Annotated in this window: 19 protein-coding genes and 2 pseudogenes; 13 read left to right on the forward strand and 8 right to left on the reverse strand. The window is 55.8% G+C overall.

The window, feature by feature from the left end:
• From J5M72_RS26970 to J5M72_RS27005, 8 genes and pseudogenes are all read left to right on the forward strand, one after another.
• Positions 1-126, forward strand: a pseudogene (locus J5M72_RS26970) (phosphonate ABC transporter, permease protein PhnE); the annotation flags it as partial.
• 246 nt (positions 127-372) lie between these two features.
• Positions 373-1,290, forward strand: coding sequence for a hypothetical protein (locus J5M72_RS26975; protein WP_207867913.1), 918 nt, complete (start codon positions 373-375; stop codon positions 1,288-1,290).
• A gap of 321 nt (positions 1,291-1,611) precedes the next feature.
• Complete coding sequence (locus J5M72_RS26980) at positions 1,612-2,496, forward strand: hypothetical protein (RefSeq protein ID WP_207867915.1); 885 nt, start codon at positions 1,612-1,614, stop codon at positions 2,494-2,496.
• Between the two features lie 139 nt (positions 2,497-2,635).
• A complete protein-coding gene (locus J5M72_RS26985; protein ID WP_207867917.1) occupies positions 2,636-4,456 on the forward strand; it encodes an AAA family ATPase in 1,821 nt (606 codons plus the stop codon).
• 618 nt (positions 4,457-5,074) lie between these two features.
• Entirely contained in the window at positions 5,075-5,434 is a 360-nt protein-coding gene (locus J5M72_RS26990) for a hypothetical protein (RefSeq protein ID WP_207867919.1), read from the forward strand.
• 51 nt (positions 5,435-5,485) lie between these two features.
• Positions 5,486-6,022, forward strand: a complete 537-nt coding sequence (locus J5M72_RS29085) for a hypothetical protein (protein ID WP_243433514.1) — start codon at positions 5,486-5,488, stop codon at positions 6,020-6,022.
• Positions 6,023-6,133: 111 nt separating this feature from the next.
• Positions 6,134-6,958, forward strand: a complete 825-nt coding sequence (locus J5M72_RS27000) for an AraC family transcriptional regulator (RefSeq protein WP_207867921.1) — start codon at positions 6,134-6,136, stop codon at positions 6,956-6,958.
• A gap of 72 nt (positions 6,959-7,030) precedes the next feature.
• On the forward strand, positions 7,031-7,417 hold the full coding sequence (locus J5M72_RS27005; protein ID WP_207867922.1) for a cupin domain-containing protein: 387 nt from the start codon (positions 7,031-7,033) through the stop codon (positions 7,415-7,417).
• Between the two features lies 1 nt (position 7,418).
• On the opposite strand, the pseudogene J5M72_RS29090 reads toward J5M72_RS27005, so the two are convergent.
• From J5M72_RS29090 to J5M72_RS27035, 7 genes and pseudogenes are all read right to left on the reverse strand, one after another.
• Positions 7,419-7,493 (reverse strand): annotated as a pseudogene (locus J5M72_RS29090) (DUF2256 domain-containing protein); the annotation flags it as partial.
• Positions 7,490-9,028 (reverse strand): cryptochrome/photolyase family protein, encoded by a 1,539-nt coding sequence (locus J5M72_RS27010; protein WP_207867924.1) that lies wholly within the window; start codon positions 9,026-9,028, stop codon positions 7,490-7,492. The gene J5M72_RS27010 and the pseudogene J5M72_RS29090, both read right to left, overlap by 4 nt.
• A gap of 156 nt (positions 9,029-9,184) precedes the next feature.
• On the reverse strand, positions 9,185-10,495 hold the full coding sequence (locus tag J5M72_RS27015; RefSeq protein ID WP_207868003.1) for a glycosyltransferase family 39 protein: 1,311 nt from the start codon (positions 10,493-10,495) through the stop codon (positions 9,185-9,187).
• 334 nt (positions 10,496-10,829) lie between these two features.
• Positions 10,830-11,351, reverse strand: coding sequence for an AidA/PixA family protein (locus J5M72_RS27020; RefSeq protein ID WP_207867926.1), 522 nt, complete (start codon positions 11,349-11,351; stop codon positions 10,830-10,832).
• A 292-nt stretch (positions 11,352-11,643) separates the two neighbouring features.
• Entirely contained in the window at positions 11,644-12,138 is a 495-nt protein-coding gene (locus tag J5M72_RS27025; RefSeq protein ID WP_207867928.1) for a hypothetical protein, read from the reverse strand.
• A 72-nt stretch (positions 12,139-12,210) separates the two neighbouring features.
• Positions 12,211-12,762, reverse strand: coding sequence for a G/U mismatch-specific DNA glycosylase (gene mug, locus J5M72_RS27030; RefSeq protein WP_207867930.1), 552 nt, complete (start codon positions 12,760-12,762; stop codon positions 12,211-12,213).
• Positions 12,759-13,382: a TetR/AcrR family transcriptional regulator gene (locus J5M72_RS27035; RefSeq protein WP_169430102.1), complete on the reverse strand. Its 624-nt coding sequence runs from the start codon at positions 13,380-13,382 to the stop codon at positions 12,759-12,761. Before J5M72_RS27035 ends, mug begins: the two co-directional genes overlap by 4 nt.
• A 228-nt stretch (positions 13,383-13,610) precedes the next feature.
• On the opposite strand from J5M72_RS27035, the gene J5M72_RS27040 reads away from it, so the two are divergent.
• From J5M72_RS27040 to J5M72_RS27060, 5 genes are all read left to right on the forward strand, one after another.
• A complete protein-coding gene (locus J5M72_RS27040; RefSeq protein WP_207867932.1) occupies positions 13,611-14,735 on the forward strand; it encodes an HlyD family secretion protein in 1,125 nt (374 codons plus the stop codon).
• Positions 14,735-16,201 (forward strand): DHA2 family efflux MFS transporter permease subunit, encoded by a 1,467-nt coding sequence (locus tag J5M72_RS27045; RefSeq protein ID WP_207867934.1) that lies wholly within the window; start codon positions 14,735-14,737, stop codon positions 16,199-16,201. The genes J5M72_RS27040 and J5M72_RS27045 overlap by 1 nt, the downstream gene beginning before the upstream one ends.
• Positions 16,202-16,219: 18 nt before the next feature.
• A complete protein-coding gene (locus tag J5M72_RS27050; protein ID WP_207867937.1) occupies positions 16,220-17,638 on the forward strand; it encodes an efflux transporter outer membrane subunit in 1,419 nt (472 codons plus the stop codon).
• Positions 17,639-17,660: 22 nt separating this feature from the next.
• Complete coding sequence (locus J5M72_RS27055) at positions 17,661-18,611, forward strand: aldo/keto reductase (RefSeq protein WP_207867939.1); 951 nt, start codon at positions 17,661-17,663, stop codon at positions 18,609-18,611.
• A gap of 73 nt (positions 18,612-18,684) precedes the next feature.
• Positions 18,685-19,620: a LysR family transcriptional regulator gene (locus J5M72_RS27060; protein WP_207867942.1), complete on the forward strand. Its 936-nt coding sequence runs from the start codon at positions 18,685-18,687 to the stop codon at positions 19,618-19,620.
• A gap of 45 nt (positions 19,621-19,665) precedes the next feature.
• Here the strand turns inward: J5M72_RS27060 and J5M72_RS27065 are convergent, their stop codons facing one another.
• On the reverse strand, positions 19,666-19,923 hold the full coding sequence (locus J5M72_RS27065; RefSeq protein ID WP_169430097.1) for a DUF2790 domain-containing protein: 258 nt from the start codon (positions 19,921-19,923) through the stop codon (positions 19,666-19,668).
• Positions 19,924-20,276 lie beyond the last annotated feature (353 nt).

Here is a 20,276-nt window from a genome sequence, read left to right on the forward strand (position 1 = left end):
TTGTATGTGAGCTTGAGTCTGTTTCAGGAGGCGCAGGCGGGGACGGTGATTTTGGCGATGTTGGTGCTTGTGTGGGGGGTGGATTCGTTGAGTGCTTGGAGTCGGGGACGGTGGGTTAAGGCGTAAGTTGGATAGTAACGCCGAGTAAAAGCAGGCGTTCGCCGGGGTCCGCTTTCGGCCAGAAGCAGCCATTCGAAAACCTCGTCTGGCTGGTTGCTGCCTGCAGCGGAGGGCAGCAAGCGATCCAAGGCTGCCGCAGGTTACCAATCGGGGGGCCCGAATGGAGCGTCAACATCCTTCTACTTAGCTTTCAGGTGACTTCTATCCCAGCTCTGAGAGATTATCTAAATAGTCTCAGACGTGGAGAAGAGCATGGACGAGAGGATTTTGCAGCTAATCGGAGATGCTCAGTTCGAGCGTGAGCTGTATGAAGCCGCGACATTGAACCTCGAAGACAGCAGGAACAAGTTGCGTTTTCATAACTTCGCCTTCGCTATGCGCGAACTGGTGGGTCACACGCTGAAGCGCCTTGCTCCAGATGCTGAAGTGAGAAAGTGCATATGGTGGCAGCAAAAGGCAGAAGGTGTTGTCCCGCAGGTAACGCGAGTCGAGCGGTGTGTTTATGCAACGCAGGGCGGACTTTCCAATCACTATGTGCGGACAAAGCTGCGGCTTGACTTCGCTCAAGAGTTCAAAGAGCTTCGGGATGCCGTAATCCGTTTGAACGAGTACGTTCACATCACACCGGAAGTTTTCCAGTTGGAAGACGACGACATCAAGCACCTCGCACTGGAAACAACCGAAGCCGTGGCCGTTCTTATGGCATGCATTCAGGAATGCAGAGCCGCGGTTGGAGATCGGTTATCACGTGCGATCAGTGATGTAACAGTCCAGCAGATTGTCGGGGAAAGCTTGGACTCTGTAGATGAGCTAGCTACGCATTATTCTCTCGAGCAAATCTATGTGGATTCGCATGAGGTTACCTGTATCACCTCGGAGACCGTACATATCAAAGTTAGCGGTAGCCTAGGCGTGACACTCCAGTGGGGTTCCAATTCTGATCTCAGAAGGGGCGACGGGGCCGAACTGGATGAATCCTTCGAATACACCTGCGAATTGACCTGTGAAGCGGCAAATCCAGATCCTGAGGCGCTTGAGTTCGTCGAAGACTCGTTAATGGTAGACACGCGAGACTGGCACGATCATGAGGATGAATGGAGCGCCCCTGCAGCAGATACCCTTCAGGATCACGAGCCTCTAGACGCGACTGATATGCCGTCAGACTTCTAGTCTCAGTTATTTATCTATCCCACACGGATAGCTGTTATGGGTCAATACTTGGTTGCCGGTGGCAACTGGCAGCCATGGCTCGTAAGCGGACGCCCACAGCAGAATCGGCCGTTCGATTCTACATTTTTTTTGAAAGCAGAAATTCGCTTATGTGAAAGACGGCTTCGGTGTAGATCTGAGGTGATCTCATATTTCGATAGGTGGTTGCGGAGTCTATTGTAAGAAACGAGTTTTTCAGCAGAGATATATTATTCTGTCTCTGAGACGGCTACATTTAGATGCATCAACTCATTGGGCGGCGCAACGTTCAGGTAACTGAAGATGAAAGAAAAGGAAAGCTTGTATTTAGGTCTCTCAGGGCTAGATTTAGGTGGTCAGATATTCGAACTCGGCGAAGGTATACAACTGCGTTCGACTTTCGCTCATGTCTTCTCGAGTGACATTCTCGCTTTCGAGCGACCAGCCACCCCCACGTCGTTCCATCCAGGGCCGTGGCAAGCGGTATCTCATAAGGCAGGTATCGACATACTGGCCGAGCTCTACATTCCGAAAGAATATGCTCATCCCCGGCTTTCAAATTTAGAAATTGGTCATACCATCATTTCATTGTTGCGCCTCTGGGCGGATCCTCAAATTACTTTGCAGGTACTTGCCCATGGGCCAGTTTCGGAATTAAAGGAGCGACAAAGTAAAAATGGCGGGGAGTTGGTAGCCCTGCTCTATTCCCGGCGTGAACGGCACGTTAATATCGCCTTGATCGACAATGAAAATGTACTGGATGGTATCGATTGGGTAGTCGATCACTGGAAAGACGCGATAGAACTTCGCGGTCTTAGCCCAGAGTTCAATCTTGCGATCGACACTTTCGATAACGCGCAATGCATACCGAGTACTGCCATGGCACTCGTATCTATTTGGGGGGCGCTAGAAGCAATATTCTCGCCTCACAAAGCAGAACTTGTGTTCAGAGTTTCTGCTCAGCTAGCTGCATTCTTGGAGCCTCGAGGCGTTGGCCGTCTGCAGAAACAGAAGGAAATCGTCAAGCTTTATAATTTAAGGTCAGCCGCCGCGCATGGATCCCCGAAACATGGTGGTGATGACCTAGTCACAACCTTAGAGTTATTACGTATTGCAATCATCCGGATGGTTGAACGGAAGGTAGTACCTGACAAAAGCATGCTCGAAGAGCTACTTTTCGTAAGTTAGCTAAAACTGAGATATTCTGATTTATGGAAATATTTACTCTGTATTTAAAATATGCCGACTATCGTGCATAAATTAAAATACTCCGCTTAGCCAATATCAGACCGTCATAAGCGCGGCCTGAATCAAGGACTGAATGCAAATGAATCTCATCAAGCAAGTTGAAATTGCATATTTCCGGTCCATTTATAAGGATCAACTGAACAACTGTACCGGCACCAATATTATTTTTGGAAGAAATGACGCTGGTAAAAGCAACGTTTTGCGAGCGTTGAATCTTTTTTTCAACAATGAAACAAATCCTAACCAAGTTTTTAGATTTGAGCGCGACTTTTCTCATACGCGCCAATCTGAAGCTACACCTGAGAAAGAAATTAAAAAATTCGTATACGTGAAGGTGTGGTTTACGCCCCCTGCCAACTGGCGTGCCTCATTGGGAGAGTCATTCTGGATTAAGAAACAGTGGAGCGTAACTAACCAAGACACTCCTAAGTTTTACTCTTCAATTTCAGAACCTCGACTTCAGCAATATTTGACGAGATTTCTTAATAAAATTCAGTTTCACTACATACCAGCAATTAAAGATCGAAAAATATTTGAAAGGCTTCAAGCGGAGATTTACAAAGTAATTTCCGAGCATGATGAATTTTCTGGCTCGCTGAGAAACTTCACAGATGCTTTGCGAAATAGAACGGAAAAGTTAACGGAAGGCTTGTTAGCATCCCTCGGTATAAATAGTTCTGTTTCTACACCACGTGATCTTACTGACCTATTTAGGTCGCTCGACTTCGAGACAAAGTCCGAAAACGGAGATTCTTATAGCCTTACGTTACAGCGCGGTGACGGGATTCAAGTTAGACACATCCCACAAATTCTTTCTTTTCTGTCGGATCACAGCTCAAAGGAATTTCATATTTGGGGCTTCGAGGAGCCTGAGAATTCGCTTGAACTCGCAAATGCGATTGAAGAAGCGAAGACGTTTATGGCGCTAGGCCGATCAAAGAATAAACAGGTTTTCCTGACTAGCCATAGCCCGGCATTTTTCTCTCTGAAAAACGATCAGGTGAGTAAATACTTTGTTTCTAAAACTCAGAAGTATGAAGGCCGCTTAAATTCTGTTATTCAGGAGCTTGATAGTGACTCGAGTCATCTCCCAGGCGAGTTGATGGGTGAAACTCCACATCTTCCTGTTATCAGCAGCTACCTACAAGAGGCGCATGCCCAAATCGAAAAATCGAAAGCAGATCGAATGGCTCTTGAGCACGAACTGCTACAGCGCAACACGTCCATCGTATTTGTGGAGGGGGTGACTGATGCAGCAGTTTTCGAGAAGGCGTGGGAGCTTTTCGTCGGTGGCGACATGCCATTCATCTTCGAATCTGGAGGTGGCACAACGAAGATGCATGCATTGGCTAAGAACGGTCAGGTAATCAAAGCGCTGGCTCCTGGCCGTGCTGTTTTCGCGTTGGTCGATAATGACAAAGAGGGCCGCGAATTATATAGCACTGGTAAGCTTGGGGATGGTGGGATATGGAAGCAAGACAACTCAAACAAAGTGTATTGGTGTCGCTTACCGTTTCTCGATGAATTGCGTCAGCTTATGGCTAAATGCAAAGTTGAAAAGTCTGCATGGCCCGGCTGCCTTGAAAACCTTTTCACCGTAGCGGTAAAGCATAAAGCGGTTCAAGCAGGGGTGCTTGCAGTTACAAAGGCACCACACAACGAATTCCTTAGTGATCACTACGCCAAAATTACTGACTATTTGCGTGACAGGGATGATTATCTTCATTACCACATTCTTAGCCCGGTTCCTGAAAATAAGGTCACTTTCGCAGAGTGGGTGGTCGAGCAAGCAAATGATACTCCTGAAATTCTTGAACCCCTTCGAGAAACTATGATCGGCCTCCGCGATATTTTGGATTTGATAAGAGCAGAAGCCGAGCTACCTAAAGAAGTCAATTGAGCTAGTTTGAACGAAACGAGGTTCTAGCAAACATCCCACCTTGCAAAAAATAACAAAGACTGAATCTGCCCTAATTTACTAGACGGCATTGACTGGCTTTCTTCGGGCATAAGCGGTCGCTTCCGAGCATCCGCTTCAGGCCGTTAGCGGTCGCTTGTGAACGTCCGCTAATGGCCGATAGCGGACGCTCGCAACGAGCAACGCGGTCTTGAATCGCACCTTGATAGGTGAGCTGGCTCACGTTCCTCATGTCGATTATCAGCGGTTTACACAGCCACGTTTAAAGTCACCACTCGTAACCTCCCCAAGGCTACAACGCCTTGCGTCATTGCCTACGACTACGCCAGAATCCGCCGGCTTGTGTGTCTACGACGCGGGTCTTATCGTTTCCCGGTCACTGAAAAACAGTGATCGGGTTTGGTAGCCCGAGACAAACACAAGATGCAGAGCACACCATCGTGGCGGTCGATCGTCTCGGTTTTATGGTGGCCATGCACAGGGCACTTTCGAGTGCGCCGGTCTCCTTGTGTCCCGGTCTACCAACCTGCGTATGGCCGCCACCCATCGTTTGGTAGCGAGTGGGTGATGGCTCCTTATAGCGACACAAGGAGTTTCACCATGATCAAACCAACACCCAACCCGCCCGAAACCGACCCAACCTCCCCCTACGAATCCCCCAACTCAAAAAAACTCCACGACGCCGCCGAGCGTGCGCTGGATCACTACCTCTTCCCCGCCGCCGGGGTCATGTCGTCCTGCAACGAACCCGAGCGGATGTACCTGGCCAATCCGAAGTTCAACACCGAATGTTTGCTGGCCAATGCCAGCGAAACCCTGAGCTCTGCGAGCGAGATGCTCAGTAACTTCGCCGCCCTGCTCGATCCGTCGAACCGGAAGACAGCGCTGGGTATTGCGCAGGTGGTGATGATTGCCGAGCTGGCGGTGAATCAAGCGCTGGATCACGTCGAAGTGGCGTAACCGGTTGGCTCCTGTAGAAGCAGTCGATGGCTGCTTCTACAGCGCCATTCGTTGAGCGCTTTTGTTGCAGGAACGGATGCGATTTCGCCGGGTATGCGATACCTTGCGGCCAAGAAACCGGCTTGTATTCATGGAGGAAAAATTGCGAATTTACATTGCAGGGGCTTCGTGTGCGGGCGTGGCCACGCTGGCTCGAAACAGCGTTGGCTCAATGTCGGCGAATGTCATTCGTGCGTTGCCGCAAGCATGAAGCTAAAACCGCTCCTCATCAGCCTTCTCTGCTGCATCAGCCCCCTGTCCCAGGCAACCGACGTCCCGATCAAAGAACGCATGCCTTTTGTAAATGCCCGAAAGGCCTTGATCAAAAACGGCTGGAAGCCGAACCCGACCTACACAGGTGAATACGGGTTCGAAAACATCCTCCAGAGAAAAGGTTTCACTGAAATCGAGTCGTGCACGGTGGGCCTTCAATTCTGCAGTTTCAATTACGTCAGGAAAGGCGTCTGCCTGGGTGTGGCGACTGTAGGGGAAGAGGTCAAAGACATGAAGGTCTATTCCTGGAACTTCAAATGCCCTGACCAGGATTGAGATCCCTTTTTAATGGTCACGCCCCAAGCGGACATCTAAATACCTGCACTTGTATATTCCCGACAGACAGATCTTCACCACTAACGCGCTGAATCAGGAAGGCACACGTTTATGGATCAGAAAAATGGCCAGGCTGGCAATGTCGACTGGGTCATCCGCAGTGTTCAACCTGGAGGGATCGAGCGAATCGAAGCGTGGTTTGGCAGCCACGGCTACGATCCACATCGCCATGACACCTATTCGATCGGTCGAACGTTGGCAGGCGTGCAGAGCTTTCACTACAAAGGCTCTCTGCGCCACGGTGTTCCCGGCAACACGCTCGTGCTTCACCCCGACGAACTCCACGATGGTATGGCCGGCACCGATGCAGGCTTTCGTTACCGTATGGCCTACGTTGATCCCGCACTAATCCAGAACATCCTGGGGGGAGAACCCTTGCCCTTTATCGCGGGGGGAATTTCGAGCGATCCGCGTCTGTTCCATGCCAGTGCAGCTTTCATGCAAGCAATGGATCATCCACTGGAGACACTGGAGGAACAGGACGCGCTATTTGACTTGGCAATGGCGTTGCGTGCCGTCGGTGGCAAGCCACGCGGGCGCAAGCGTCTGGATTACTGTGCAGCCGAGCGCGCCAGAGCGTTCATCCTGGAACATCTGCATTCATGCATTACGCTGGAGATGCTGGAGCGTGCCAGTGGGCGCGAACGCTGGAGCCTGTCACGCGACTTCAGAACGCTTTACGGTACGAGCCCTTACCGATTCGTCACCCTGCGCCGCCTGGATCGGTTCCGCGCATTGGTGCTTGAAGGTTTCACTCTGGTGGATGCCGCCCTCGTCGCGGGTTTCCACGATCAAAGTCATATGACGCGACACTTCACTCGCTGCTACGGAATACCCCCCATGCGCTGGCTGGAACGATTGCGGGCCGCACGCTGACTTGCAGGATCGTACAAGAGTGCCCTGCTCCATGCGCTATAGGCTGGCGACTTCAACCACAGAGGATCCGTCATGTCAGTGCACCGTCATCACCAATCATCAGTTCCTGTAAACCTGATACGCAAGGCTTCGCTCATCGAACAGCAATGGAGCCCCAGGGTTGTTGCAGAGATGAATGACTACCAGTTCAAGGTTGTGCGAATCGAAGGCGAATTCATCTGGCACTCACATCCTGAGACCGACGAAGCATTTCTTGTCCTGGAAGGCACCCTGCGCATAGACCTGCCGGAAGGCTGCGTCTATGTGAATCCGGGTGAACTCTATGTGGTACCCCGTGGCGTTGAACATCGGACGGCTGCTAAAGGTGAAGCAAAACTGATGATGATCGAGCCACGAGGTATTTTGAACACCGGACATGAAGATGACGAAAGAACGGCCTTGAATGACGTCTGGATATAATCCAACGCACATCCCGCCATGTGAATGGAAGGCCGCAGGTCGCGCAGGTTTTAATGGGGAGCTCGCTTTTTTTCACAGCGACTCCCCATCGTCCAATTGCTTGAGCAACCACTCGCCGCGTTGCCAAAGCGCCTGTTGTCTGGATTCAGGCATGCGGTCGAGGTTTTTGTAGATGATGCTCATGCGTTGGTTGCCGCGCAGTCGGTCGCCATGACGCATTAGAAAGTGCCAGTAGAGCGAGTTGAACGGGCAAGCGTCGTCTGTGGTGCTTTCGCTCACTTTGTAAGTGCAGCCACGGCAATAGTCGGACATGCGCTTGATGTATTGGCCGCTCGCACAATAGGGTTTGGAACCGAGATAGCCGCCATCGGCGTGCATGACCATGCCCAGGGTATTGGGTAGTTCCACCCAGTCGAAGGCGTCCATGTAGATCGCCAGATACCACTCACATATTTCACTCGGTGCGATACCCGCGAGCAGTGCGAAGTTGCCGGTCACCATCAGTCGCTGGATGTGGTGCGCGTAGGCATGTTCCAGGCTCTGGCTGATGGCCTGGCGCATGCAGTTCATCTGCGTTTTACCAGTCCAGTAGAACTCTGGAAGCGACCGCGTATTACCAAAGGCATTTCCATGGGCATAGTCAGGCATCTTCAGCCAGTAGACCCCTCGGACATACTCACGCCAGCCGATCAGTTGTCGAATAAAGCCTTCGGCGGCGTTGAGTGCAATGCTGCCGGACCAATACGCAGACTCCACATCACTGCAAAGCTGGCGAAGATCCAGCAAGCCGATATTAAGTGCCGCGCTTATACGAGCATGAAACAGAAACGGCTCATCGCTGGCCATGGCGTCTTGATAGTCGCCGAAGGCTGCCAGGCCCCAATCGAGAAAGTAATCCCACAGGGTCTGAGCTTCGGCGTGGGTGACCGGATAGTCGAACGTGTCGAGGGCGCCATAGTGACCGGAGAAGTGTTTGGCAACTAACGCCAGCACATCCCGGGTGATTGCGTCTGGCGTAAAACGGGCCGGCGAAGGCGGCCTGACGCCCTTGGGCAAGGCTTTGCGGTTTTCCGCATCAAAGTTCCAGGCGCCTCCGACCGGGGTGCCGTCACCATTGAGTAACAACTTGCTCTTGCGGCGCATCTCTCGATAAAAGTACTCCATGCGCAGCTGTTTTTTGTCCTGCGCCCAGTGAGCGAAATCGGCACGTGAGCAAAGAAAGCGACGATCGGAATGCCACTTGATCGCCAAGCCACAGTCCCTGATTGAATGCTCCAACCGCCAGTCACCGCACTCCGTGATGTGCAGTTCATCCGGTTGCAGGCGTGACTGCCAGCGGCGTAATTCGCTCGGCACGGAGCCGGTATTTTCCGGATCATCGAGCGTTACGTACTGCACCCTGATTCCCCTCTGCTGCAACGCTTCGGCGAAATGACGCATAGCGCTGAAAATCAGGACAATCTTTTGTGGATGATGAGGAACATGGCTGGCCTCTTCCATCACCTCGACCAGAAGCACCGTATCGCGCTCTTGATCCAGCCCCTGCAGAGAGGCGAGGTCGAAAGATAATTGGTCGCCCAGGACGAGGCACAATCGGCGAGTCGTATTCATCAATCAGGTTCCAGTTGATGGGGGCGTACAGGCCCAATGACTGCGTAGATGTGATCCACAGAACGGCTTTCAAGAAGTGAGGGCTTGAATTCTTATACAAGAAATCAGAAATGTACAATTTTATTGCAGAGTATCGACTGCGACACGCCAAGCGCTTCACCAAAACCAATACGGCAAAAACTTCGGCGTAGGCTCGATCATGAGTTCCAGGTGGTAGGTGATGGGGTTGAAGAAGAACATATCCAGTATCAGAAACGCCCCTACCCCAAACGACAGTGTCATGAACTCACGGTAGCGATGCCCGGCGAAGTACTCGCGCCTGGCATGGTAAAAACTCAACAGCGCAAACAGCCCTGAGCCTGCACCCAGGTAGTTGGGCTGCAATGGGACTTGGGCGAAGTTGTTGTACACCAGCACCGACAACAGCAGGCCCAAACCCAACACTGGCAACTTGAGACAAAACTGCATCAAGCCGTTTTTAGCGCGTACGAATGTCGCTTCATGGCTGACAAAGAGGTAGGCCGCCAACAGGGAAATGGCCGGTGTGATTGCCAGTATGTAGCGTGCTTTCTTGGAACTTGGGATCGTGAACAGTACGAGCAGTACCAACAGCCACCCCGTTAAATAGAGCAGCAGGTCGATGTCTTTATCGCGGGTCGAGCGGAAGAACAGTTTGTACTTCTTCAGCATCACGTTGATGGCGTAAAACACCGTAATGCCATAGGTAAACAAGCCTGCGGAGAAGTAGAAGTAATAGCGCGGCGCGTGGTCGGAACCGAAGCGTCCGATGCCCTGCATGTTCAGCACTTCGTCCAGGAACGATGGCCCCCCTTGTGCGTAGGCTGCCCATGCCAGCAGCACAACTCCAACGGCCAGAATCAGGCCCGATAGAAATGAAAACAGCAGCAACATGCGCCATTGGCGGCTCAGAACGTAGTAAGCGCCAATCACACTTGCCGGCGCGATCAAACCGATCGGCCCACGAAACGCAAAGCCCAGCGCCAGGCCCACGAACAGAAACGCCAGGCGCCGCGGGTCTTTTTTCATTTCGGCCGAATAGGCCACGTAGAAGCACATCACCGTAAACAGCGCCGGATAGATATCCAGTGCCAGCGAGTTCACGCCATCGAGAAAGGCCCAGGTCAACAGGCTGAAAAGTACGCCGTAGGCGCCCCACTTCTTGCTGTGCAGCGCCCCCAACCGATAGGTGAACACCAGCATCAGCGACGCGGCCACACAGGACGGAAATCCCATTGAAAGAATGGACACCCGGCCGAACGGCAAGGAAACCAGATAGACCAACAAGGTATTGAGGACGGTGTAGTCGGGATAAGGCTTGAGGTCGTCGGCAATGGGGAACAGCGTGACGCCGTGCAGCAACATGTACTCGGCAAAGTCGACAAAACGTGTGGTGTAGTTGAGAACAGCCGGTTTGTACTGCAACACCATGAACACGGCCAGTGTCATGAAGAAAATGCTCAGGCATGGATTTCTTGCAATCAATCCTTTCAACATGCCTGCCCGCCAAGTGCGCTCTACAACAAGCGGGGCATCAGATCGATCCATCGTTAACCCTTTAGTGAAGTTGTTCTTTTTGGCCAGAATCCTGAAGTTCCGATAACGCAGATATTGAAGTTATGTTTTCCGGAAAGTTGAATTTGAGCCTAGCCCACGGCAGGGACTATTCAAGCATGACGCGCCCCAACACTCCCTGAACAAGACGGATGAAAGTCAATAAAAAGCCCGGCCAGACACCTTCGTCATTGACGAAGAGTATCCAGCCGGGCTTTTGGCTGTTCAGTTACTGGTTATTGACGGTGATGTAGGGGTCCCAGGTGTGGTCCGGGCCAATCTGGTTAAGGTCACGGTCGTACAGGGCAAAGTTGATGGTGTACCAGAGTTTGCCTGGATTCAGAGCAGTGGCTTGCCACATGGAATACGTTACATCGGTTTTGGAAATACCGCCGGGAGCCCCCTTGTTCAGATAGATCACCACACCCGGTACGTTGAAAGAGACCGGTGACGAGATGGTGCCTTTGTAATCGCCGCCCTGATGAGGATCGCCGGGCTGGACGTTCTTGATCTGGGCGATGCGGTCGAAGTTGCGCGACAGCGTAGTGGCACGCCAGCGGATGTTGTCGCCGGTTTTGACATCGATCCACAACTCGTTGCCGCCTTCGCCGGTGTTGCCACTGGCATGGGGATCGACGGCATCGCGCGTTACCAGCATGGAAATCGCACCGCCGACGTCACCGGGATGGGCAATCAGGTAATCGGCATCGATATTGACGAGCACGTCGTAAGTATTGGTCGCACTGGACATTTTGCTGCTCCTTGTTGGAATGGCAGAAACGACCGCGCCCGTAAAGGCTGTCCGGCTCATCCGGTCCCTGGATGCGGTCTGCGGAGAACGATAGGAGATGGCTTTGTGATGTCAACGTGCGATCAGTTGACGCGGGGAAAACGCAGCGAAACACGCCGTGACCAAAGTGTTGATCCAGGGCTGCCCGGGTCGATCCCCTCATCGACTACAAGGCAATTTCTGACAGATTGAACTGCAGAAGACGTACAGACTTTGCTGGCGTTTGCCGGGCAACAGTCCCCTTCAGCCTTCATCAGCTTTTTTTGTCGCTGCCTTTTATGTTTTCAATCAGGTCAACCACATAGTCCTGGTTGAAACCCGCGACAAATGACCAGAACAGCAACTTGGCGTAGGCCGCGTACCCTTCTGCATGTTGGCAAAAGATGTCATTGAAGATTTGCTTCAGACATTGTGGATCTTCATCCGGAACGATCACCGGAAACAGATCGCCCCGGATAACGCCGGACAAGAACAAGAGGTACAACAGCCCCGCCAGTATCCCGCCTATGAACGAAGGCAGGATCAGCGCGAACCATGACCGGGAGACGTTTTCGATTTCCGGGTCGGTGAGTATCGACAGTCGTCGGTGAAACCCTACATAGCCTCCAACGTTCCCGGCGATACAAACGATAAAAGGCACTTTGTAGTCGGGCAGACTGTAAGTGACGGCAATCGCCAGCACCAACAGGGCGATGAAAATCCAGAATATGCGCTTCCAGATAACGTTGAGGTCTTCCTGACGATTCATGATCAGCTCCCTGATCCTGGCCGTGTACTGATTTTCTAGACGATAGACGAATCCTGTCGCGCACAGGGGGGATCAAACCGGAAAATGCCTCGAAGGCCCGCTTCCGAAGCCAGGCGCACCCTCGCGGGAGGCCAGATAAAGCAGTCGATACGCCGTCACCAATTGATCCTGATTGAACGCCAGATTGCGGCCGCTGGGGTTGGGCAGGATCCACACATTTGCTCCGCCGAACGTCCTGTCCTGCGCGCCCCATCCAAACGTTTTTTTCCCGGACAAACCGGCATAGGCAGCCTTGCCGAGAAACGCCACATAACGCGGCGCATAACGTTTGATCTTGCGCTCAAAGTCCCCCGCCGCTGCGGTGAATTCCTGCGCCGACAGTTGATCCGCCCGTGCCGTCGGCCGCTCGACCACGGCCGTCAGCCCGCAGTGAAACTGCAGGATCGAGCGATCGTCCTGCGGGCTGAGCTCGTGGGGCGTGAAACCGGCCAGGTGCAAGGTGCGCCAGAAGCGGTTGCTGCGTCCGGCGAAGTGATGTCCCTGCTCTGCCGCCAATAACCCCGGATTGATTCCGCAGAACACCACGGACAGGCCTTCGGTCAGGATGTCCTCAAGCCCGTTCAACCGCAGATCACCTTCACCGCATCGCGCGCCTGACCCGCCAGTTCTTCGCGGGATTTACCGGCGCGGGCGCGGATCGAGATGCTGTGCAGCAGCGATGATGCGAGCATGGCCCGCGCCGCTGCATCGACATCGCCGGTCAGTTCACCGGATTCGATCGCCCGTTGCAGACGGGCTTCAAGATCGGCATCGAGCTGGCTAAGGCGGCGGGACAGCACGTTGCGGATTTCCGGGTCTTCGACCGCTTCGGTGGTGGCTGTGCCGATGGCGAAACAGCCGCGTGGCTGGCCGTCGCCGGAAAAGTAGATCGCCAGTTGCCCTTCGTAAAATGCGATGAGTGCCTGTTCCAGGGTCAGGCTGCTGTCGTTCAGCGCGGCCTGCATGGCGGCGTGGGCGGAGGCCCAGTATTGGTCGAGCGCCTTGATGTAGAGCGCATGTTTGTCGCCGAACGCGGCGTACAGGCTGGGACGGTTCATGCCGGCGGCGCTGGCGATGCTGTCCAGTGAAGCGCCGGAATAGCCGGTGTTCCAGAACACGCCAAGGGCCTGCTGCAGCGCGGTTTGCGGGTCATAGGCCCGTGGCCGGCCACGGCCTTTTCCTTCTGTCGGTTTATTTTGTGCCATGTCGTACAAATTCCTTGCGGGGAAATGAAGTCGCTCATATTCTTACACCATCGCACAAAATTAAGGAATCAGAAATTCCTTGATCGGCAGGTTTGTTGTAACAGCGCTCGAACCGGGTCCGGCGACGACGAAAACAGCGGCACGGAGTGATCCTCCCCCGCCGCGAATGGATTTGATGACTCACGCATTCAATGCCGTCCAGGCGCCCAGCCTTTTGGAGAGCCGTTCATGACTCAGCAATTCGATCTCACCGCAGAACAAGCCCGCGCGCACCCCGTCGACGCGCCGCCGAAAATACCGCTCAAGCAGAGACTGCGCCCGGTCTTCATGTGGGGCCTCCCCGCGCTTTGCGCCGCGATTGGCTACGGCCAGTACGTGGCCAACGAGCCCTTCGTCTCCACCGATAACGCCTACGCCCGCGTGGCCAAGGCCTCGATCAACGCACGGATTTCCGGGCAAGTGGTCGAGATCGCCGTGGACGACAACCAGCCAGTACGCAAAGGCCAGGTGCTGTTTCGCATCGACCCCAAGCCGTTGCAGATCGCCGTTGACCGGGCCGAAGCGCAACTGGCCAACGCACGCCTGCGCATCGACGGGCTCAAGGCCAGTTATCGCCAGCAGCAAGCCGAGCTGCAATCGGCGAAAGCCTCGGCGGATTACGACCAGAAGGAGTTCGCCCGCAAGAAAGCCTTGATCGCCACCGAGTTCGTGTCGAAGGCGCTTTTCGAGCGCGCCGAAACTGACCTGAAAGTCTCGCGCCAGCGCATCGCGTCCATCGAGCAACAGATCGCCAACACCGTCGTCGCGTTGAACGGTAACCCGGACATCGCCCTCGACAATCACCCGACCGTGCGCGAAGCCAAGGCTCAGCTCGATGAAGCGCAGTTGTATCTGTCCTACGCCACGGTGACGGCGCCGGACGACGGCATTGTCGCCAAGGTCGATGATTTGCAGGTGGGCAACTACGTCAACAATGGCGCACCGGCGTTTGCGCTGATTTCCGACCGGGAAATCTGGGTCGAGGCCAACTTTCGCGAGACCCAGTTGACGCACATGCGCCCCGGTCAGACCGCGACCGTCACCCTCGACACCTACCCGGATCTTCCGCTCAAGGCGCACGTGATCAGCATGAGCCCCGGCGCCGGTGCCGACTTCGCGCTGCTGCCGCCGGAGAACGCCACCGGCAACTGGGTGAAAGTGGTGCAGCGGGTGCCGGTGCGTCTGGAACTGGACGAGGCCGACTCTGCCCTGCCGCTGTTCTCCGGCACCAGCGCCACGGTCAAAGTCGACACCGGGCATCGCTCGCCCTGGTGGCATCCGCTCAAGTCGTTGTTGTCTGCGGGTAATTCGTGATGAACAGCTCAACAGCCGATGCGCGGGCACTGCGGTTTGTCGTCCTGCTCGCCACCTATATGCAGTCAGCCAACCTGCCGTTGCCGAACGCCGCGCTGCGCTTGATTCAGGGCAGTCTGTCGATGACCGACGATCAGGCCGGGTGGATTTTCACGTCTTATCTGGCCGCGAGCGCGATCACGATGCCGGTCGCGCAATGGCTGGCCGGACGCTTCGGTTTGAAGCGGGTTTACCAGACCTCACTGCTGCTGTTCGCCCTGGGTCTGTGGCTCGGCACATTGGCCGGCACGCCGCTTGAATTCATCGCTGCCCGCATCCTGCAAGGTCTGGCCAGCGGCGTGATTGCGCCGTTGTCGATGGCCATCGCCCTGGAGACATTGCCAGCAGAAAAGCGCCCTGCGTTCGGGCCGAAATGGACGGCGCTGGTGCTGTTCGGCATCGTCAGCGGCCCGAGCATTGGCGGTCTGATCTGCGAGTATTTCGACTGGCGGCCGATGTTCTACCTCAGCCTGCCGCTGACGGCGTACATCTTCATGGTGGTGACTTTATTGCTCGCCGAGAAGAAAGCGGACCCGCGCCCGACGTTCGACTTTTTCGGTTTCGCCAGCTTCACCGCCGGCATGATCGGCCTGCAGATGCTGCTTGATCGCGGCGAACGGCTGGACTGGTTCGACTCGCCGGAAATCTGGATCGAAGCACTGACCTGCGCACTCGGCCTGTACCTGTTCGTCGTCCATACGCTGACCCGCAAGACGCACTTTCTCAGCAAGGGCTTGTTCGGCGACCGCAACTTCATGCTCTCGACTGTGATGTTCTTCGCCTTGGGCTTCGTGCTGTTGTCGACCATGGCCCTGACCTCGCCGATGCTCGATGAAATCCTCGGTTATCCGCCGGACACCACCGGGTTGCTGACCGTCCCCCGTGGCATCGGACTGGTGGGGGCGTTTCTGCTGATGATGCGCGCGCCGGCGTGGATCGATGCCCGGTTATTCGTCGCGGCCGGCATCGCGCTGGTGGTGTACGCCAACTGGCTGATGCTCGGTTACTCGCCGCTGATGGACTGGACGCCCGTGGCGGTCAACGGGTTTATCCAGGGCGTCGGTCTCGGCATCCTGATGCCGGCGCTCAGCAAGACCGCGTTCAGCACCATCGACCCCAAGCTGCGCCCGGAAGCCACCGGTTTCTTCAACCTGATGCGGGTCTACGGCAGCACCCTCGGCGTGGCCGTGGTGCAGATCTTTTTCTTCAACAACACCCAGACGGTGCACTCGGCGCTGGTCAGTCAGCTGACGCCTTATCGCGTGGCCCTGCCGACGTCGTTGCCGGCGCTCGAAGGCCTCAACCATCTGGTCACCCACCAGGCGGCGTTCGTCGCGGTGATGGGCCAATTCAAGATTCTGATGCTGGCGATGCTCGTCGTGAGTCCGCTGGTGATGTTCCTGCGCAAGCCTGTTGCGGCCAACTGATGACGTGGAGTCTGAACCATGAAAGCTTCTATTCGCTTCACCCCGCTGGCGATGCTGGTGATGTTGTCCGCCTGCACCGTCGGCCCTGATTTCCAGCGGCCTGCCGAGAGCCCGTCGCAGCATTACGATCAAGCGGCCGAACAACATTTCGCCATGGGCCAGCGGATCAACGGCGACTGGTGGGCGGCATTCCGTTCGCCAAAACTCGATCAAGTGGTACGCCGCGCCATCGACGGCAACCTCGAACTGGCGGCAGCCGATGCCACCCTTCGCCAGGCCGCCGCTTCGGTCGCGGCGGCGGAAGGTGCGTTGTATCCGCAGGTGGATTTCGCTGCTTCTGCCGGGCGCCAGCGCACCCACAATGGGCCTGAGCCGGTGGTCTCCAATTTCTACGGGATCGGGCCACGGGTCGCGTTCGATCTGGACGTCTTTGGTGGCAACAAACGCGCGGTCGAGCAGCAACAAGCGCTGACCGATCTGCAAAAGCATCGCTACGAAGCAGCCTGGCTGACCTTGACCGGCGACGTTGCCAGTCAGGCACTCGTGCTGGCGTCGGCCAACGCGCAAATCCAGGCCGTGGAAACCCTGCTGGCCAACGACGCGAAAAACCTCGATCTGGTGCGCAGGGCTCAAACGAGCGGCACCACCACCCAAATCGACGTGTCGCTGGCCGAAACCCGCCTCGCACAGGATCGCACGCTGTTGCCACCCCTCGCCCAACAGCGCGATGCGGCCCGTCACGCATTGTCGATTCTGACCGGCAAAGGGCCGGCGGACTGGATCGCGCCGGACTTCAGCCTCGATGAGTTCGCCTTGCCGTCGAACATCCCGGTCAGCCTGCCATCGGCCATGGCTCGTACCCGGCCGGACATTCTCCAGGCTGAATCCGAACTGCACATCGCCAGCGCGGCGGTGGGCGTCGCGACTGCCAATCTGTACCCGCATGTCGAGCTGTCGGCCTCGCTGATGCAAGCCGCGTCGGGTAATGGCGGCGCCGCACTCTGGGGATTTGCCGCCGGTCTGACGGCGCCGATCTTCAATGGCGGCACGCTCAAGGCTGAGCGCGAAGGCGCCGTCGAGGGCTACAACGCGTCGCTCGCCCGCTATCAACAGACGGTGATTCAGTCCTTCGGCCAGGTCGCGGACACCTTGCAGGCGCTCAACCACGGCGCCGAACAAAACCTGGCGCAGGACGACGCCTTGCGTGCCGCCGACACCAGCCTGCGCCTCAATCGCCAGGCCTACGCCCAAGGCGAAACCAGCCTGCTGCAAGTGCTGGAAGCCGAACGCGCCTATCAACAGGCGCTGCTCGGGCAGATTCAGGTGAAGACCGCGCGTTATCTCGACTCGGTGCGCCTGTTCGTTGCGCTGGGTGGCAACTCGGTGGGTGTGCTCGATCAGAAGCTCGCCGCCCGCAAAACCTCAACACTTCTTTAACGGCAGATACCGGAGACGCAACATGACTTACGAAGCTTTCCACGATGAACTTCGCGACACCCGCATGCCGTTGAACAACGGCGCAGGCTCGATGCCGGCCGTGGGATTCGGCACGCTGTTTCGCGACTTGAGCACCACCACCGAAGCGGTCAAATGCGCGCTGGAAGTGGGCTTCCGCCACTTCGACTGCGCCGAGCGCTATCGCAACGAAACGCTGATTGGCGAGGCTTTTGCGCAAGTGTTTTCGGTGGGCGAGATCCGCCGCGAAGACGTGTTCATCACCACCAAGCTGTGGAACACCAACCATCGCCCCGAGCGAGTGAAACCGGCGTTCGAAGCCAGTTGCCAGCGGTTGCAGGTCGACTACCTCGACTGCTACCTGATCCACACGCCGTTTGCCTTTCAGCCCGGTGACGATCAGGATCCGCGGGATGTATTCGGGCACGTGATCTACGATGGCGAAACCCGTTTGATCGACACTTGGCGTGCACTCGAAGCGCTGGTGGATGAAGGCCGCTGCAAATCCATCGGCCTTTCCGACATCACCCTCGATGCGCTGAAGGACATTGTCGCCGCCGCGCGGATCAAGCCGGCGGTGGTGCAGATCGAATCCCATCCGTACCTGCCCGAGTGGGAGATGCTGGAATTCTGCAAGGAATACGGCATCATCCTGCTCGCCTTCGCCCCACTGGGGCATGGCATGGAGCCGAATGTGCTCGAGGATTCCGTACTCACCGGGATTGCCCGGCACGTACGCAAAACCCCGGCGCAAGTAGCCCTGGCCTGGGCGGTGCAGCGGGGTACGGCATTCCTGACGACCTCGGCCAACCCGAGCCGGATTCAGGAAAACTTCGATATCGCGACCTTGCCGCATCGGGCGATGCGCGAGATCAAGGAAGAGATCACGACGCGAATCCGCTTCAACGCGGTGGTCGAGACGGGCGTACCCGGTTTTATCCCCCGCAAAAAGTGACACATGGCAAAGGGGCGGCCTCCTGCGAGGCCGCCCCTATACTCTTTCCACTCTGACTGTTGAGACGACACCGATGGACGTCTTCCAAAGCATGCGCTTCTTCATCGCCGTCGCCCAAAGCGGCAGCTTCACCGCCGCTGCCGAGCTGCTGGACACCAACACCACCAACGTTTCCAAAGCCATCTCGGCTCTCGAAGCTCGCCTGCACACCCGGCTGATCAACCGCACCACCCGCCGTCTGGCCCTGACCGAAGCCGGTGTGCGCTATCTGGAACGCTGCGAAAAAATCCTCGATGACGTGCGCGAAGCCGACGAAGAAGCCGGCACCGCCCGGACCCTGCCCGTCGGCCGCTTGAAGATTCACACCATGTCGGCCATCGGCAACCACTACGTGATCGACGCCATCGCTCGCTATCGTGACATCCACCCCACGGTGATGTTCGACCTGACCCTGACCAACCGCGTCCCGGATCTGCTCGAAGAGGGCTTCGACATGTCCATCGTGCTGGCCCGTGATCTGCCGGATTCCGGCTTCGTCGCGCAACGCCTGGGCATCACCTACAGCGTCCTCTGCGCATCGCCTGCCTACGTGGCAAAGCGCGGCCTGCCGCAAACACCCGGCGAACTCTGCGAACACGAGTGTCTGCGCATCGTCAACACGGTGATGCCGGTAGAAAACTGGACGTTCGAAGGCCCCGAAGGCATGGAAACCATCACCATTCCCGTGTCGCCCTTTCACATCAACACCGCCGACGGCATGACCATCGCGATCAGAAAAGGCATGGGTATCGGCATTCAGCCGATTGCTTCGGCCGTGGACGGTTTGAGGGCGGGAACACTGGTGCGGATATTGCCGGAGTACCGGCTGGAGGAGTTGAACCTGTTTGCAATCTATCCGTCGCGCAAGTTCGTCGATGCGAAGATCAAGACCTGGGTGGAGTTTCTGAAGCAGTCGATCCCGCAATTGCTGGCATCGGATGAAGACGTCGTTGGAACGAAAGCATTCTGAGCGTGGCTGGCATGGAGTGTCGACCCTCCATCCCTTGCACCGGGCTCAACTGGAACAGCCAGTGCCCATCACTTGATATTGCAGAACGTGGCGCTCGCCATGGGAGTCTTCGTAGGTCATCTGCACCGGCACCGGGGCGCATTCGTTGGCCGGTTCAGTGATGGAAATGACGTGTTCGATGTCCAGATTTGTCGAAGAGCTGTAGGTCTCGACCGGGAGATTCGCCGCGTCCGCGTTATCGGCGTAAGCGTGCGCACCGAAACTGCCAAGCATTAAGACCAGCGCGATTTTCTTGAGGCTCATGATGTTCACCGTCTCGTTGAGGACCGTGTTTGTTCACGGATTGGAGACGATGCTAAGGGTTGGAGTGGTGCTGAAAAATCGGCTGGCTGGACAAACACTGTTGCTGGATTTCGTATGAATCAGCGTTACGAATGCTCTTGGCGCTTCAGCACTTAAACACCAACGTTTAAACATCTGACATTCGATACTTGAGCCTACAAACCCTTGGGCAAGTACCTACAAATTTGCCAGAAAGCGCCGGCTTACAGAGCTCGCCCTCAAGCCGTATGCTTTTTCCGTCACTGCCCATCGAGTGAACACGGTAGACATTCAAGGTCGAAGGTCGAAGGTCGAAGGTCGAAGGTTATCCCTTG

The sequence above is a fragment of the Pseudomonas sp. 58(2021) genome (assembly GCF_017491585.1).
GTDB classification, from domain to species: Bacteria; Pseudomonadota; Gammaproteobacteria; order Pseudomonadales; family Pseudomonadaceae; genus Aquipseudomonas; species Aquipseudomonas fluorescens_BT.

Coding starts and splice junctions, on each gene's coding strand:
- J5M72_RS27055 (WP_207867939.1), top strand. CDS start 17,661: ATGACTTACGAAGCTTTCCACGATGAACTTCGCGACACCCGCATGCCG.
- J5M72_RS27035 (WP_169430102.1), bottom strand. CDS start 13,382: ATGGCACAAAATAAACCGACAGAAGGAAAAGGCCGTGGCCGGCCACGG.
- J5M72_RS27060 (WP_207867942.1), top strand. CDS start 18,685: ATGGACGTCTTCCAAAGCATGCGCTTCTTCATCGCCGTCGCCCAAAGC.
- J5M72_RS27050 (WP_207867937.1), top strand. CDS start 16,220: ATGAAAGCTTCTATTCGCTTCACCCCGCTGGCGATGCTGGTGATGTTG.
- J5M72_RS27065 (WP_169430097.1), bottom strand. CDS start 19,923: ATGAGCCTCAAGAAAATCGCGCTGGTCTTAATGCTTGGCAGTTTCGGT.
- J5M72_RS26985 (WP_207867917.1), top strand. CDS start 2,636: ATGAATCTCATCAAGCAAGTTGAAATTGCATATTTCCGGTCCATTTAT.
- J5M72_RS27040 (WP_207867932.1), top strand. CDS start 13,611: ATGACTCAGCAATTCGATCTCACCGCAGAACAAGCCCGCGCGCACCCC.
- J5M72_RS27020 (WP_207867926.1), bottom strand. CDS start 11,351: ATGTCCAGTGCGACCAATACTTACGACGTGCTCGTCAATATCGATGCC.
- J5M72_RS26980 (WP_207867915.1), top strand. CDS start 1,612: ATGAAAGAAAAGGAAAGCTTGTATTTAGGTCTCTCAGGGCTAGATTTA.
- J5M72_RS27015 (WP_207868003.1), bottom strand. CDS start 10,495: ATGACACTGGCCGTGTTCATGGTGTTGCAGTACAAACCGGCTGTTCTC.
- J5M72_RS27005 (WP_207867922.1), top strand. CDS start 7,031: ATGTCAGTGCACCGTCATCACCAATCATCAGTTCCTGTAAACCTGATA.
- J5M72_RS27045 (WP_207867934.1), top strand. CDS start 14,735: ATGAACAGCTCAACAGCCGATGCGCGGGCACTGCGGTTTGTCGTCCTG.
- J5M72_RS27000 (WP_207867921.1), top strand. CDS start 6,134: ATGGATCAGAAAAATGGCCAGGCTGGCAATGTCGACTGGGTCATCCGC.
- J5M72_RS27010 (WP_207867924.1), bottom strand. CDS start 9,028: ATGAATACGACTCGCCGATTGTGCCTCGTCCTGGGCGACCAATTATCT.
- J5M72_RS27025 (WP_207867928.1), bottom strand. CDS start 12,138: ATGAATCGTCAGGAAGACCTCAACGTTATCTGGAAGCGCATATTCTGG.
- J5M72_RS26975 (WP_207867913.1), top strand. CDS start 373: ATGGACGAGAGGATTTTGCAGCTAATCGGAGATGCTCAGTTCGAGCGT.
- J5M72_RS26990 (WP_207867919.1), top strand. CDS start 5,075: ATGATCAAACCAACACCCAACCCGCCCGAAACCGACCCAACCTCCCCC.